Origin of the sequence: Corynebacterium sp. ACRQK (assembly GCF_022345965.1) — a bacterium.
Lineage (GTDB): Bacteria > Actinomycetota > Actinomycetes > Mycobacteriales > Mycobacteriaceae > Corynebacterium.
This window is the reverse complement of the sequence record NZ_JAKRMU010000007.1, coordinates 105,688-120,121: the sequence shown is the minus strand read 5'-3', so window position 1 is coordinate 120,121 and position 14,434 is coordinate 105,688. Positions and strand designations below refer to the sequence as shown.

Sequence of the window (14,434 nt, the reverse complement as noted above, 5' to 3'; positions counted from 1 at the left end):
ACCCCAACCCATCCCACTCCCAACCAGAAAGGAACCTATGGGTCCCCTCGAAGGCATCGTCGTGGCCGATTTCTCCCGCGTCCTCGCCGGCCCCTACGCGACCATGATGCTGGCGGACATGGGCGCGCAGGTCATCAAGATCGAACGCCCAGGCGTCGGTGACGACACTCGCTCGTGGGCGCCGCCCGTCAACACGCAGGGCATGTCCACCTACTTCGCCGGCGTGAACCGCAACAAAAAGTCCGTGGAGATCGACCTCTCCACCGACGAGGGCCGCGAGCAGGCTCGCCGTATCGCCGCGGAAGCCGACATCCTGGTGGAGAACTTCCGCCCCGGCACGATGCAACGCATGGGGCTGGATTACGAAACGCTCCGCCAGCACAACGAGGGTCTGATTTACGCCTCCCTCTCCGGCTTTGGATCCGGCAAGGGCGCGGACATCGGCGGCTACGACCTGATGGTGCAGGCCGTCGGTGGCCTCATGTCCATCAACGGCGAGGAGGGCCACCCCGTCAAAGTCGGCGTGGCGCTGGTGGATGTCCTCACCGGCCTCCACATGGGCATGGGCATCCTCGCCGCCCTGCACTCCCGCACCTCTACCGGCAAGGGCCAGCACATCGAGATCAACCTGCTGCACACCCTACTGTCCTCTCTGGCCAACCAAGCCAGCGCGTTCGTCGGCGCGGGTGTGATCGGCAAGGCGATGGGCAACACTCACCCGTCCATCGCCCCCTACCAGGTCTTTAAGACCCAGGAGGGAGACCTCGCCATCGCCGCGGGCAACGACTCGCTGTACCACCGGACCTGTCGGGTGCTGGGTCTCGAGGAGTTTATTGATGACGCCCGTTTCGCCACCAACAGCGACCGTGTCGCTCACCGTGCCGAGTTGGCGAAGATCATCGAAGGTGCGTTGGCTCAGGCCGGCGCCCAGGAGTGGTTCCAAAAGCTACGCGCCGCCGGGGTCCCCGCCGGTCCGGTGAACAACATCAAACAGGCCTTCGAGTTCGCAGAATCCTTAGGCCTGGATCCGATCGTCGAGGTCGAGGGCATGCGCAGCGTCCGCAACCCGATCAACTTCTCCGATACCCCAATCGAGTACCACACTGCCCCGCAGCAGCTCGGCAATCCTGCTTTCCCATAGGGCCTCCTTTCCAATAGGGCCTCCTTTCCAATAGGGGAGTTCCAATTCACAGGTTCGGGTGCGACAATGAGGAGCAACCAACCGACCCCTCACCCGGTTGCCTCAGCCCGCCCCTGCAGAACAAGGAGACTTCGAGTTCGTGGCATGCCACTCTTCGTCCGACGAATACAGCTTCGCAGAGTTCCTCGCGCTCATTGAAGAACACCGCCACGACCTGGTCCAGCTCACCCGCGCAAAGCTGCACGCAATGGATCTTAAACCCAGAGCGGTGCACTTCCCGCACGTCGCGGGCGCCGAGTACGCCACCCCCACCCCGGATTTCGCTCAGACGATGGAGCTGGATGAGGTCTACCTGGACCGCACCATCCGCTTCGTCCTGCGCGGCGTCACCCCCGGCGGTGAATTCGCCACCGACCAAGCCGAGTTCTTGGTCGCTACCGGCCGGGATTTCCGAAAGTTCGGCGTGGGCCCTAAGCATTATGAGGCGCTAGAGTCGGCGTTGGTGGAGGCTGTTGGGGAGTATATGGGCGTCACAAAAAAGCTCAGCGACACAATCAACCTCGGATGTAGCTTGCTCGCCTACGGTGCGCTCGAGGACGAGGAAGCCGACGTGCCTGCGACCTCGGCCGCACAGGTGCTCGAGGTGCTTCATCCTTGTGACGCCATCGCCGTGATCCGCACGCAGATGGATCCGCCGTTGCCGTATTGGTCCGGCCAGCATGTGGAGGTGCGCACGCCGCATACTCCGCAGCTGTGGCGGGCGCTTTCCCCGGCGATTCCTTTTAACGAGGACGGTTTGGTGGAGTTTCACGTCCGCGCCGTCGGGCCGTTTTCTCGCGCGATCGTGGAGGGCTCCCAGCCCGGCGAGCAGTGGGTGGTGGCCAATCCATATGGCGACCTGCAGATTTCGGGCGAAAAGCCGGTGGTGATGGTGGCCGGGTCCACGGGTTTGGCGCCGGTGCGGGCTATCCTGCTGGACCTCATCCAGTCGGAGGAGCGCCCGCCGATGGTGCAGCTGTTCTTCGGCGCACAGAACCCGGATGAGCTTTACGAGTGGCAGGGCCTGGTGGGCTTCGAGGATGCCTTCGATTGGCTGGATTTGTACCTGGTGGTGCAGGAGGATGCGCCCTCCCCGGAGGACTTCGAGGCTTACACGGCGCGCGGCCTGGTGGGGGATGTGGCCGCCGAGCGCGGTTCGTGGCGAGATGCCGAGGTGCTGATCACGGGTGGTCCGGAGATGAAGCGCCACACCGTGGAGGCTTTCCTCCGCGCCGGCGCGAACCGCGAGCAGCTGCGTTTCGACGTGCCCTAGCTGCTTCGGCCGCTCCTGCTACTTCAGCTGCTGAGCTTCCTCCACGTCACCGACCAGATCGACTCCCACGCCGAGCTCGCGGTCGGTGTGGTGGCCTTCCAGCACGGGCAGGTTCTTGCGCACCTTGTCCACGTAGTTCGGGTCGATGTCGATGGTCAGCACTTGGGCGGCGTAGCCGGTCTCCGCCAGCCGGGCGCCGTTCGGGCCAATGGCCACGGAGTGGCCGATGCCGGTGGGACCATCCGCAGTACCGTAGCGCTCCGGCGAGCCCGGGCGCGCCATGCCCGCGGCGATCAGGTAGCTGGCGGAATCCAGCGCGCGAGCCGCGGTAAGCTCGCGCCACTGCTCCAGCTTGCCTGGCCCATCAGCCCAGCTGGAGGGCACAACCATCACCTTCGCACCCGCGGCTGCCATTGCCACGAAGTGGCCGGGGAAGCGGATGTCGTAGCAGGTGGCCAGCCCCACTCCCACGCCGCCGACGTCGATAACCACCCGGCGCTTCCCCGGCTTGACGGTATCGGATTCGCGGTAGCCGAAGGCATCGTAGGTGTGGATCTTGTCGTAGTGCGTCACGTAGTCCGGCCCTGCGACCAGCAGGGTGTTGTTCACTCGACGGAACTGGTTGGCCTCCGGAGAATCGCTGGGCTGCTCCTCGACCAGCTGCCCGCTCGGGGTGCGGTAGACCGTATCGGCCGGGGTGAACATGCCGACAACGGCGGTGGTGCCGTGCTTCTTGGCCGTGTCGATAATCGCCTGGGCGAAGGGCCCATCCAGCGGTTGGGCGACGGTATCCAGCCTCCCGCTATCGAAGGGGAACATGGCCGCCTCGGGGAAGACGACCAGGTCGGCACCATTTGCCGCACCGGACGCGATGTACTTCAGGATGCGAGCCAGGTTGGCTTCCACGTCCGGTTCGGCATTCATCTGGATGACAGCGATACGCATACAGTCCACCCTAGCGACATTGCCGACATCGCGCCCCCCTTTTCATAGGGGCATCTCGCTGGCTCTGTGGATAAAGCTGAGTTATCCACAGCCCCTAATTCTTTTTCTTTTGTGACGCCCCTAGCCTCCCTACACTCACTCCCAGAAAGCAGGTCGCGATCTCCAGGGGGTAAGCACGTGAACTATTCGACGATGGGATTTTTGGATTATCTGGACACAATGGCGCTGGATACAGCGGCGGTCCATAGGCGCTGCGAAGTGATTAACGAGAACGGAGTGCAGTGCGCCTCGGCTGGCTATTCGGTCGCCAATGCATCGGCACCGGACATTCCGGGCGGCGCCACCACGCGGGCCATCGATACGGCCGCCGACAGGCTCCACGCAGCATTCACGGGGTTCGGCCGCCAGCTGGCGAACATGGGCCGCACCATCGGCGTGTACGCCGACAACGTAACCACCGCCGACGCTGACGGCTCGGATGCCTTCGCGGGGGCCAGCCGATGATCAGTACAGCAGCCAACACAGTCACCGTAGACGCCCTAAAGGGCGCAAATGTAGAGGCCCTGCGCTCTGCCGCCGACCTCTTCACCCGCAATGGCGAGAAAACCTCTCGCAACGCGGCGGACGCCCGGGAGCAGGCCAAGTGGGGCGCAGACTGGTCCGGGCAGGCCGCGGACGCCGCCGGCCACGCCACCGATTCCGCCGCGAACCAGCTGGATACCGCCGGTTTCAGCAGCAGCACCATCGGGCAGGTGGCAGACACCCACGCCGACGTGCTGGGGCCCACCCGGTCTGTGGTGCGCACGACCGTGGGGTTGGCTCGCGGGGCATTAATGTCGGTGCACCAGGACGGGGAGGTCTCAGCCCGCCACTTAGCCCTCATCCCGGGCATTGGCGAGGCCGCGCAGAACCTGGCGCTGGTGTTGACCAATATTCTGCGGGGGGCTCTTCAGCTGGCCAGCGTGCTGGATCGGGTGTCCGGCACCGCAATCTCCGCGATCAGCGGCACGGTTGTGCCTCCCCGAAGTGATGTTGGGGTCGGTGAAGTCGAGGGGGCGTCATCAATAAAGGGCCCCCAAAACCTGCCTCCGGTACAGAGGGTCGATACGCCGCACGGGCCGGTGGTGACGGTGGGTGATGCCGAGAGCGCCGACGAGGTGATTACGCTGGTCAGCGGCGTGGGGTCAAGCAGTGCGGACGCACTAACGCGCACCGAGGCGTGGGCGCGGGCAACGGCTGCGGATGCGGCGGCGCACGGCAGGAACGTGGCGGTGGTGGCGTGGCATGGCTACTCGGCTCCGGGGGATCTGCCCGGCGCGATCTCCCGGGCGCCGGCGAAGGAGGCCGCTACGGCATTGCGGGAGCACCAACGCCAGCTACGCGAGCGCCACCCTGACGCAAAACTGCAGGTGGTTGGCTATAGCTACGGTTCAGTTGTGGTCGGGGAGGCCACAGCGAAAGGCAGCGAGGGGCTCACCGCCGACGAGGTGCGCTTCTGGGGCAGCCCCGGCGTACACGCACGGCACGCCGAGGAGCTGAAGCTAAACACACAGCTGGACGAACGGCCAGACGCACAGGGCAGTCACGGCCAAGTCATCAACGAACATGTGCCCGGCGACATGATCCGGCTGACCACTACCTCGGGCTTTGGAGTGCACGGTAAGGATCCCGCGTCGCCAGACTTTGCACCAGACTCCCGCAGCTGGAGCGCCTACGGCTGGGGCCGGATCCTCGATCTTTACCTCATAAGCCGCGGGGAGACCGACGCCCACAGTTCCTACATGTGGTCCCCGGAGGTGAATGCGCGAAGTTAATGTGCGGAGCTAACCCGCGAAATTAACGTGCGAAATCAGAGTGCGCACTCCATCTCCAGCAGCCCCCTTTTGGTCTCCGTGCCGCCCCGGTACTGGCCGAGGCTCCCGTCGCTGCGGATCACCCGGTGGCAGGGGTACAGGATCGGCAGCGGGTTGCGCGCGCACGCCGAGGCTGCGGCACGCACCGCGCGCGGATTGCCCGCCAACGCCGCCAGCTGGGTATATGTAATGGTCTGCCCGTACGGGATCTGCGCCAGGGCCTGTGTCGCCCGGCGCCGGAAAGGAGTGGCCACGCCACTGAAGTCCACGGGCACGGTGAACTCTCGTCGCTCTCCCGCGAGGTACTCCCCCAGCTGCCTCGCAGCCTCCTCCAAATGCTGAGCGGCCGCGCCCTCGGCAGCCGGCAGCTCCCGCCCCCACCACTCACCTGCGCAAGTATCCCACTCAGCTGCGCCACTGCATTGTCGCAAGGGCGCAAACTCTATGGCCATCAATCCCCGTTCCGTGGCGAGCGCCAACAGCTCACCTCCGGGGAAGAACTCAAACTCCAGCACTGCCCTACCTATCTGGCCTGCCACTAGCCTTCGCCGCCCAGCTCGCCCGTCAGGCGCGTATGGAATGCCGAGGAGAACTCATTCATACCCACAAATTCCACCGTCTTGCCACGCTGCCGGTACTTGTTCTCAATGGTGTCTAGCGCAGCCACCGAAGAAGCATCCCAAATGTTGGACTTAGAAAAATCAATTACAACCCGATCTGGGTCCTGCGCATACTCAAACTGCGTGGTGAGGTCGTTGCTAGACGCAAACAGCAGCTGCCCCTCGACCGTGTAGCGGGCCAAAGCTGCGGCGTCATCAACCTCGCGCCGTACATCGATCAGGTGGGCCACGCGGCGCACAAACATCACGCTCGCCGTCAGCACACCCGCCACCACGCCAATCGCTAGGTTATGGGTGGCCACAACCACCACAACGATGATCAACATCACAATGGTCTCGCTTTTCGGCATCCGCTTCAACGTCGACGGTTTAATCGAGTGCCAGTCGAAAGTGCCCACAGAGACCATGACCATCACCGCGACCAGCGCCGCCATCGGAATGATCGCCACGATGTCCCCCAACACCAAGAGCAGGAGGATCAAGAAAACGCCCGCCATGAAGGTAGAAATGCGAGTCCTCGCGCCCGACGCCTTCACGTTGATCATTGTCTGGCCGATCATCGCGCAGCCGCCCATTCCACCGAAAAGGCCGGAAGCAATGTTTGCAATGCCCTGGCCGAAGCTCTCGCGCGTCTTGTTGGAGTGGGTATCGGTGATCTCGTCCACCAGCTTCGCCGTCATCAGAGACTCCATCAGCCCCACCAGCGCCATCGCGAAAGCAACGGGAGCGATGATCTGCAGAGTCTCCCATGTCCACGGCACCTGGGGGATGAACAGCTCCGGCAAGTTGCGCGGCAGCTCACCCTTATCGCCCACCGTCGGCACGGAAATGGAACAGACCACCACCAGCACCGTAACGACCACGATGGAAACGAGCGGCGCTGGAATTGCCGTGGTTAACTTCGGGAAAAACACCAGCAGCAAAATCCCCAGGGCCACCAGCGGGTAAACCAGCCAAGGCACATCAATGAGCTCCGGGATCTGCGCGGAAAAGATCAAGATAGCCAGGGAGTTCACGAATCCGACCATTACGCTCCGCGGGATGAAGCGCATTAGCTTCGCAACTCCCAGAACCGCCAACACGATTTGGAACACACCCGCCAACAACACAGTAGCGATCAGATAGTCCATGCCATAGTTCCGAGCAATTGGTGCGACCACCAACGCCACCGCACCTGTCGCAGCGGAAATCATGGCCGGGCGACCGCCCACAAAGGCAATGGTGATCGCCATGACGAAAGCCGAGAAAAGCCCCACCTTCGGATCCACTCCAGCGATAACGGCGAAAGAGATCGCCTCCGGGATCAGCGCCAGCCCCACCACTAGCCCGGCGAGCATTTCCCGAACCAGGATCCGCGGGGTTGTCAGCGCGACCTTCAGTGACGGGTCCGGCCGATACCGGTCCGGATCTTCTGTGCTCCTCATCACTTCAGCTGCCAAACCAAGCACCCCTCTAAATCACGAAAGAACAATCAATGTTATACCGGCACCATATGTATCGGCGCCATACAGGCTGCGCTTTCCACTCCACTGCACCAGTCGATCGAGCTCGCAGTAGAAGCCGACCGCCTGGGAGTGAACGGCGCCTACTTCCGCGTCCACCACTTCGCACCCCAGCAGGCCGCCCCCATGCCCCTACTATCCGCCATCGCCGCCCGCACCAAGAACATCGAGGTCGGCACCGGCGTGATCGACATGCGCTACGAAAACCCCCTTCACCTCGCCGAAGAGTCCGCCGCGCTGGACCTCATCGCCGACGGCCGCATCGCCCTCGGCGTTTCCCGCGGAGCCCCCGAAGCCGTCGAACGCGGCTGGGAAGCCTTCGGTCACACCGGCTCCACCGACCCTCGAGGTGCGGACATCGCGCGCGAGCATTTCCTGCGCTATCTAGCCGCCATCCGCGGGGTAGGCATGGCCACCGCCCACTCGGCGGAGAAGCAGTACCCGCACATGTACACACCCAGCGCCTCCATCCCCGTGCTTCCGCACTCCCCTAACCTGGACCGTCGCGTCTGGTGGGGCGCGGGCACGCGCGAAACGGCCAAGTGGGCGGGGCAGGTGGGCGTCAACCTCATGAGCTCCACCCTCCTCACCGAGAGCAACGGCGACAGCTTCGGCCGAACCTATATTGGTGAACCCGACCAGCTCATCGAGGATATTCTTAATGACGCCGCAGTGGCCGCGGCCGACACGTTGATGCTCACTATCCCGAATCAGCTGGGCGTAGAGGCCAATGTTCGCCTGTTGAAGAACTTCGCCACCCACGTTGCACCTTCGCTGGGCTGGGAGCCGAGCACAGCCGAGGACAACTAGCGAGAGCTAGCACCAGAAACCCCAGCCGGTTGGTCTAACCAGTGGGCACGTTGTACGGTACTAACCGTGAATATCTCTAATAATGGGGATACCCCATCTACTCAGGATGCTGCCGAGGCTTACCACCCGCAGGCCTCCACTGCCGAAGTGCTGGTCAAGGACGACCCACGCACCGTCCGCATGGGCACGCTCGTCAGCCTGATCATCGGCTCCACCGTCGGCGCCGGCATCTTCGCGCTGCCGCAGAACATTGCGTCTGTCGCCTCGCCGGGTGCCGCCCTGATCGGCTGGGGCATCACCGGCATGGGCATGCTGTGCATCGCCTACGTCTTCCAGGCTCTAGCACTGCGTAAACCGCACCTGGATTCTGGCGTGTACTCCTACGTGCGTGCCGGCCTGGGTGACTTCGTCGGCTTCGCCTCCGCGTGGGGCTACTGGCTGGGCACCATCATCGCCCAGGTGGGCTACGCGACGCTGTTCTTCGGCTCCCTGAGCTTCTTCTTCCCCATTTTCGGCGGCGATCATCCGCTGGTGCAGTCGATCTGCGTATCAGCTCTCACCTGGGGAATTTTCCTGATTCTTTCCCGCGGCGTGCGCCAAGCGGCGATCATGAACGTCATCACCACAGTGGCGAAGATCCTGCCGATCCTGGCGTTCCTGGTGCTCGTGGCCTTCGTCGGCTTCAACACGGACGTGTTCACCTCCGACTTCTGGGGTCGCGCCGCCACCTTCGGTGAGAACCAGGACCAGGCGCTTTCCCTCGGCGACCAGGTTAAGGGCATGATGCTGTTCACCGTGTGGGCCTTCATCGGCGTGGAGGGCGCTTCCACCTACTCGAAGCGCGCACGCCACCGTAAGGATGTTTCCCTGGCCACCTTCCTGGGATTCGTCTCCGTGTTTTTCCTGCTCACCGCCGTGAGCTTCCTGTCCTTCGGCGTGGTCTCCCGCGAGGAGCTCGCCGCGATGGGCGATAACTCCATGGGCACCGTCCTGGAGCACGTCGTCGGCCCGTGGGGTGCTGGCCTGATCTCCGTCGGCCTGTGCATCTCCGTTCTGGGCGCCTACGTCTCCTGGCAGATGCTGTGTGCCGAACCGATCACCCTGATGGCTCAGGATGGGCTGCTACCGAAGGCCGTTGGACGCACCAACGACATGGGCGCCCCATACGTCTCGCAGTTCCTGTCCGCCGTGGTTATCCAGGCGTTCATCATCATCTTCTACCTGAACGAATCCACGTACACCACGATGGTGCAGCTGGCTACGTCCCTGTACCTGGTGCCTTACGTGTTCTCCAGCCTGTACCTGCTGTTCCTGGCCACCCGTGGCCATGGGTTCAAGCACCCGGACGCAGGCTCGAAGTTCGACATCTCCGGCCCGGAGGTCAGCAAGAAGACCAACCGCGGGCACCTGCTCATCAGTATCGTAGCTTTCGGCTACTCCCTCTGGCTGCTGTACGCCGCCGAGCTGCAGTTCGTCCTACTCGGAACGCTGCTGATCGTGCCCGGCCTGGTGGTCTACGTCGCCACCCGCATCAAGGCCGGCGGGCGCGTGTTCAACGCCTTCGAGTGGGTCATTAGCGCCCTCGTCGTGGCCTCCGCCCTCGGTGCTTTGTACCTGATCGCCACCGGCCAGATCAGCCTCTAGTTACCGCCGCTTCTGCCGGTCCCACAGGACCACAGAGGTAGAGCGCGGGACGTGCACAATCTCACCGCGAGAGCGCCCTCCCGCGCCCTCGCCCCGCTCCACGCGGGCCTGCATCTCCGCCAGGCGGCGGCGCAGTGCCGCGTTTTCTTCTTCCAGCTCGTCCAGCCGGTTCTGCTGGGCGATGATCGTCTTGATGCCTGCCAGGTTCACACCCTCCTCGTGGGAGAGGCGCTGGATCTCCTGCAGCTGCTCAATATCCTCGCGCGAGTAGCGACGGCCGCCGCCACTGGTGCGTTGGGGCGTCACCAAACCCATCCGGTCATACGTGCGCAGCGTCTGGGCGTGCATTCCGGTAATCCGCGCGGCGACGGAGATCACGAAAACCTCGCGCTCGCCGCCGTTCTTGCCTTTACTCATCAGTTACCCTCCCATCCTTCGCGAGGGTCGAATCCGGAGCGCTTTTCCTCTTCCGAGTACTTGCGCAGCGCGCTCATCGCACCCTCGTCAAGGTTCTTCGGCACGGCCACCTTCACGGTTACCAGCAGGTCGCCGCTAGCTCCGTTGCGCTTGTTCACACCGTGGCCGCGCACGCGCAGCGTGGTGCCGTCCTGCGTGCCGGCGGGGATGCGCACCCGCACCTTGGAGGCCAGGGTCGGCACCGTCACCGCTCCGCCGAGCACCAGCTCGGGGTAGCTCACCGGCACGGTCAGTTTCAGGTCGTCGCCGTCGCGACTGAACACCTTGTCGGGCTTCACGTGCACCGTCACGAACAGGTCGCCAGCCGGCTTACCGCGCTGCCCCGCCGAGCCCTGCCCGGCCAGGCGCACCTTCTGCCCGTCGACCACGCCCGCAGGCACGCGCACGGTAATCGTGCGGGACTGAGTAGTCCGCCCCGTGCCGGAACAATCCGGGCACTTGTCCTTAATCACCGAGCCAGTGCCAGAACAATCCGGGCACGGGCGGGAGAACCCAAAGGCTCCCCTATTCTCGCTGACCATGCCACTGCCGCTACAGGTGCCACAGTTCTGTGGCGAGGTGCCCGCCTTAGCGCCCGAACCGTGACAGTTTTCGCACGGTTCGGGCTTGGTCAGGCGGATCGGCACGGTCACACCCTTGGTGGCCTCGCGGAATTCGAGGGTCAGCTCCGTCTCCACGTCCGCCCCGCGGCTGCGCTGGGTGCGGCGTCCAGCCCGGCCACCCCGGCTACCCCGGCTACCGAATCGGCTGCGGGAGGCGCCAGCGGTCGGATCGTCGCCGAAGAGTCCGCTGAAGACATCCCCGAATCCGCCACTGGCGGCGTCATTTCCAAAAAGATCAGAGACATTAAAGCCGCCGCCACCAAAGCTTGTGCCACCTGCACCGCCGAAGCTCGAGTAAGCCCCGCTAGCGAGCATCTGCTTCAGCTCGTCATACTCCGCGCGCTTTTCCTTGTCCCCCACCACGCTGTACGCTTCGGAAGCCTTCTTGAAACGCTCCTCCGCCGCCGTGTCTCCCGGGTTCGCGTCCGGATGATTCTCGCGGGCGATCTTGCGATAAGCTTTCTTGATCTCCTCTGCCGATGCGGTGGAGGACACGCCGAGGTCTCTGTAATAATCCTTCTCGGCCCATTCACTGTGCGCCATGTGTCGCTCCTTCCTTATTGCGCTGTTCACGCGGGGTGTCAATACTCAACCTTGAGTCTACCGCGCTGAACTTTCGTTATCTAATCTTCTTTAACGACGCCCCCACGTATTTATTCCCTCCCCACATCACTTCGGGCCTTGCAGCGTGCATTACCGGAGACTTGCAGCAGGCTTTGCCGAAGACTTGCCAGCCCGAAACTAGCTAGGGTGGGAGTCATGGCACCTAAGAAGCGCAACTGGTTGAATCGGATCTTCGGCTCGCACGATGCATCACACCACACCCCGCAGGACGCATTGCAGGCCACCCCGCAGAACGCAGGGGGCGACCCCGTGCCCACAGAGCCCGGCCCGCAGGACCCGCCGGTGCCGCTGCCCCGCCTGGATCTGCACCAATCGACGGCGCTGATCCGGCAGATTGTGCGAACACTTAACGGGTTGGGCTACGGCGCAACCCCCACGCCCGAAGTCGTGTACTACAGCAAGCCCGAGCACATTCAGAAGCCGCTGAGCTACCCAGGCCCCACGCCCGGACCCTACGGCGGGCGGCTCCCCGCGCCGGACTATGGCGAGGGTGCGCGCCTGGGGCTCGAGAACATCGCGAAGCAATGCGCCAATGCCGAGGATTTCGGCAGGGACATGCCTGTGCTGGTAGAGCACTTCGTCAATAGTCTGGTCGGGCCGGCTGCCAGCTCGGAGCGGGATTTGCTTTCGCTCCCGGATGCGGAGTTCTACTCCCACTTGCGGGCGCGCCTAATGGCGATCGATCTTCTGCCGGAGCAGTCGCGGGCGGATGCGCTAGAGTTCAACCCGGATTCGCCAATTCGGCCCTATTCGGACGACCTGTGCATCAACCTGGTTCTGGATACACCAAACTCCGTTATGGCACTGAGCCCAGGTTCGCTGAACAATCGCGGCCCGATTGAGGACTTGTTCCGGATTGGCTACCGCAACCTCTGGCAGGAGCTGATCGATTCCGGCCTGGAGGCGCAGCCCGTTCAGGCAAGCGAAGACCGCCCCAACGAGCGCTTCTGGGCGATCGAAAGCGGCTCTTACTATGCGGGATCAGTGCCCCTGCTCATGAACGAGATCCTCGAACGCTACCTGCCGCAGATCGACCCTAGCGAAGGACTTGTTTTTTCCACGCCGCATCGCCACATCACCCTGGTTCGAGAAATGGGCGAAGGCACCGACATGCTGGGTTCCATCAAGATGATGGCGGCCGTGACCGCCCAGGAGTTCTCGCGGCAGGCGGGCGCACTGAGCCCACGCCTGATGTTTTCGCACATGGCTGAGATCACCACGTTCACCGACATCAAGGCGAAAGGTGACGGCAGGGCGGAGATCGACATTCAGCCCCCGGCGTACCTCATGGAGAGGATCAACCAGGGCAAGCGCTAGAACGGCGGTTGCGCTCCTAGAACGGCGGCTCGTCCTCCTGGTTGCGCTTCTGCTTCCGCTGGTTGTGCTCCACCACCTTCCGCGCTCGCTTCACTGCTCGGTGCCGGAAGGTGATTCTTCCCAGCGGGCCGTTTGGTGTGGTGATGACCGTGTGGCCATCTCCGAAGCTTGTCCAGGTTTCCTCCCCGTCGGGGTTGATTGTCACATCCCAGGCTCCCGTCGTTTTCGCATTGTGGTGTTTGGGGCAGAGGCAGTGGAGGTTTGAGGTGTCGGTTGGTCCGCCGTTCGGGGCGCCATCCGGCCCGCCGTTCGAGCTGCCCTGCACGAAGCGTTTGACGTGGTCTAGCTGGCATTTGTGCGCCGGGGTGTCGCAGCCCGGGAAGCGGCAGGTCCCATCCCGGCCTTCCACACTCGCGCGGATGAGGGGCGTCGGAGTATAGCCGGCAGTGGCGGCCTTCCCCGGAGCCTGCAGGTGGGTTATCCGCTCCATCCACTCCTTCGTGGCCAGCGGGTTGAGCCAGCTGCCGGCGGCCCAGATCTGCGCCTCCGGAGCATCCACCTGGCGGTACAGGTTTAGGTTCACCTCTGCGGTCGCACTCCCCCGCACCAGGCTCAAAAGCGCCCGCACCCTGGAACAATTCTGCTTGTTCCTCACGCTATCGAGCGCCTGAATCAGCTCCAGCCCCTCGAGCTTCGGGAGAGTCAGGTAGAACTCGGTGTAGTCGGCCGACCGGTCGTCGATAGCTAGTCGCGTTGCGGCGCCTAGGACCGCCAGGTCTTCGGTACTGACGCCCTCTACGTCTGAACCCATGCCGTCTGTGTCCCCTTCGCCGTCTGCACTAGCTGCGCCATCCGTGCCGGCACCCGCTGGCGAGGTCAGTTCGGCAGGATCGATCGGGCAGGCCAAGGGCTCGTGATCCATGACGATCTTCTTCAGGCGTTGGCGGATCGTACTCTGCCCAAGCATCGCCTGGTTAGGCCGAGTGGGTGAAAGTGCAGTGTAGACATCGGCTTCTACGGCGGAGATGTGGGCGTCACTAACAGCAACAAGGCTATGCGCGACGATCCGCCACAGCTCGATAGAGTATGCCCCGGTTTCCGCCAGCTCCACCAGCGATGGGAAGCGGCGGAAGGTGGTTCCGACATCGACGAGCTGGACCACTCGGAACTCCGGGAGGCCCAGGCGGACGCCCAGGCGGGTGGTCACGTCGGTGATGCATTCGTCCTCGTGAGGCGCGCACGCTAAGGCGAGGCGCGCGTGGTTGCGGTTGATGTCGCAGATTGCTGCGCTCATCGGGTCAGTGGGGTCGGTAACTTTCCAGAACGGCCCCTGGGGTTGGTCTTGCGGTTGGTTCCGTGGTGGGTCTTGTGGTGAGTATTGCGGCGGTCTGTCGGGTGGTGTGGGCTGGTCGAACATCATTCCCCTCCGATGATGGAAGTCACCAGTGTTCCGCAGCTCGTGCATCGTGGCCCGAATTCCGCGGCTCGTGTCCCGTGGTTTTCCGTACGCGATCAGCATAGAAAACGCCCCGGACAACCCCTTCAGAAGAACCTTCAATAATCGAACACCTGTTCGAGCGCCCTCAC

Annotated in this window: 13 protein-coding genes; 7 read left to right on the top strand and 6 right to left on the bottom strand. The window is 63.6% G+C overall.

The genetic code is table 11. From position 1 onward, the window contains the following. The first annotated feature begins 37 nt into the window (after window positions 1-37). Together MHX63_RS08790 and MHX63_RS08785 are read left to right on the top strand one after the other, a co-directional pair. Window positions 38-1,141, top strand: a complete 1,104-nt coding sequence (locus MHX63_RS08790) for a CaiB/BaiF CoA-transferase family protein (protein WP_239388182.1) — start codon at window positions 38-40, stop codon at window positions 1,139-1,141. 139 nt (window positions 1,142-1,280) lie between these two features. Beyond that, window positions 1,281-2,453 (top strand): FAD-binding oxidoreductase, encoded by a 1,173-nt coding sequence (locus tag MHX63_RS08785; RefSeq protein WP_239388181.1) that lies wholly within the window; start codon window positions 1,281-1,283, stop codon window positions 2,451-2,453. A gap of 18 nt (window positions 2,454-2,471) precedes the next feature. Here the strand turns inward: MHX63_RS08785 and MHX63_RS08780 are convergent, their stop codons facing one another. After that, window positions 2,472-3,398, bottom strand: coding sequence for a carbon-nitrogen hydrolase family protein (locus MHX63_RS08780; protein WP_239388180.1), 927 nt, complete (start codon window positions 3,396-3,398; stop codon window positions 2,472-2,474). Window positions 3,399-3,656: 258 nt separating this feature from the next. Here MHX63_RS08780 and MHX63_RS08775 point away from each other — a divergent pair, with 258 nt between their 5' ends. Both MHX63_RS08775 and MHX63_RS08770 read left to right on the top strand, forming a co-directional pair. Continuing rightward, window positions 3,657-3,902 carry a hypothetical protein gene (locus tag MHX63_RS08775; RefSeq protein WP_239388179.1) on the top strand — a complete coding sequence of 82 codons (246 nt, stop codon included), beginning with the start codon at window positions 3,657-3,659 and terminating at the stop codon, window positions 3,900-3,902. Beyond that, window positions 3,899-5,212, top strand: a complete 1,314-nt coding sequence (locus tag MHX63_RS08770; RefSeq protein ID WP_239388178.1) for an alpha/beta hydrolase — start codon at window positions 3,899-3,901, stop codon at window positions 5,210-5,212. Before MHX63_RS08775 ends, MHX63_RS08770 begins: the two co-directional genes overlap by 4 nt. A gap of 35 nt (window positions 5,213-5,247) precedes the next feature. Here MHX63_RS08770 and MHX63_RS08765 read toward each other — a convergent pair whose 3' ends face one another. Both MHX63_RS08765 and MHX63_RS08760 read right to left on the bottom strand, forming a co-directional pair. Then, the gene (locus tag MHX63_RS08765) at window positions 5,248-5,790 is read right to left on the bottom strand and encodes a methylated-DNA--[protein]-cysteine S-methyltransferase (RefSeq protein ID WP_239388177.1); all 543 of its coding nucleotides are present in this window, start codon (window positions 5,788-5,790) and stop codon (window positions 5,248-5,250) included. Beyond that, the gene (locus MHX63_RS08760) at window positions 5,790-7,295 is read right to left on the bottom strand and encodes a SulP family inorganic anion transporter (RefSeq protein WP_239388176.1); all 1,506 of its coding nucleotides are present in this window, start codon (window positions 7,293-7,295) and stop codon (window positions 5,790-5,792) included. Before MHX63_RS08760 ends, MHX63_RS08765 begins: the two co-directional genes overlap by 1 nt. Window positions 7,296-7,361: 66 nt before the next feature. On the opposite strand from MHX63_RS08760, the gene MHX63_RS08755 reads away from it, so the two are divergent. Together MHX63_RS08755 and MHX63_RS08750 are read left to right on the top strand one after the other, a co-directional pair. Continuing rightward, window positions 7,362-8,183 carry an LLM class flavin-dependent oxidoreductase gene (locus MHX63_RS08755; protein WP_239388187.1) on the top strand — a complete coding sequence of 274 codons (822 nt, stop codon included), beginning with the start codon at window positions 7,362-7,364 and terminating at the stop codon, window positions 8,181-8,183. Window positions 8,184-8,330: 147 nt separating this feature from the next. Next, window positions 8,331-9,827: an amino acid permease gene (locus tag MHX63_RS08750; protein ID WP_370644077.1), complete on the top strand. Its 1,497-nt coding sequence runs from the start codon at window positions 8,331-8,333 to the stop codon at window positions 9,825-9,827. On the opposite strand, the gene MHX63_RS08745 is transcribed toward MHX63_RS08750, so the two are convergent. Together MHX63_RS08745 and dnaJ are read right to left on the bottom strand one after the other, a co-directional pair. Next, a complete protein-coding gene (locus MHX63_RS08745) occupies window positions 9,828-10,244 on the bottom strand; it encodes a heat shock protein transcriptional repressor HspR (protein ID WP_070488348.1) in 417 nt (138 codons plus the stop codon). Further along, window positions 10,244-11,449 (bottom strand): molecular chaperone DnaJ, encoded by a 1,206-nt coding sequence (gene dnaJ / locus MHX63_RS08740; RefSeq protein ID WP_239388175.1) that lies wholly within the window; start codon window positions 11,447-11,449, stop codon window positions 10,244-10,246. Before dnaJ ends, MHX63_RS08745 begins: the two co-directional genes overlap by 1 nt. Window positions 11,450-11,665: 216 nt before the next feature. On the opposite strand from dnaJ, the gene MHX63_RS08735 reads away from it, so the two are divergent. Next, the gene (locus tag MHX63_RS08735; RefSeq protein ID WP_239388174.1) at window positions 11,666-12,847 is read left to right on the top strand and encodes a hypothetical protein; all 1,182 of its coding nucleotides are present in this window, start codon (window positions 11,666-11,668) and stop codon (window positions 12,845-12,847) included. A gap of 16 nt (window positions 12,848-12,863) precedes the next feature. Here the strand turns inward: MHX63_RS08735 and MHX63_RS08730 are convergent, their stop codons facing one another. Next, the gene (locus tag MHX63_RS08730; RefSeq protein ID WP_239388173.1) at window positions 12,864-14,141 is read right to left on the bottom strand and encodes an HNH endonuclease signature motif containing protein; all 1,278 of its coding nucleotides are present in this window, start codon (window positions 14,139-14,141) and stop codon (window positions 12,864-12,866) included. Between the last annotated feature and the right edge of the window lie 293 nt (window positions 14,142-14,434).

Coding starts and splice junctions, on each gene's coding strand:
- MHX63_RS08745 (WP_070488348.1), bottom strand. CDS start 10,244: ATGAGTAAAGGCAAGAACGGCGGCGAGCGCGAGGTTTTCGTGATCTCC.
- MHX63_RS08790 (WP_239388182.1), top strand. CDS start 38: ATGGGTCCCCTCGAAGGCATCGTCGTGGCCGATTTCTCCCGCGTCCTC.
- MHX63_RS08730 (WP_239388173.1), bottom strand. CDS start 14,141: ATGAGCGCAGCAATCTGCGACATCAACCGCAACCACGCGCGCCTCGCC.
- MHX63_RS08780 (WP_239388180.1), bottom strand. CDS start 3,398: ATGCGTATCGCTGTCATCCAGATGAATGCCGAACCGGACGTGGAAGCC.
- MHX63_RS08735 (WP_239388174.1), top strand. CDS start 11,666: ATGGCACCTAAGAAGCGCAACTGGTTGAATCGGATCTTCGGCTCGCAC.
- dnaJ (WP_239388175.1), bottom strand. CDS start 11,449: ATGGCGCACAGTGAATGGGCCGAGAAGGATTATTACAGAGACCTCGGC.
- MHX63_RS08760 (WP_239388176.1), bottom strand. CDS start 7,295: ATGAGGAGCACAGAAGATCCGGACCGGTATCGGCCGGACCCGTCACTG.
- MHX63_RS08770 (WP_239388178.1), top strand. CDS start 3,899: ATGATCAGTACAGCAGCCAACACAGTCACCGTAGACGCCCTAAAGGGC.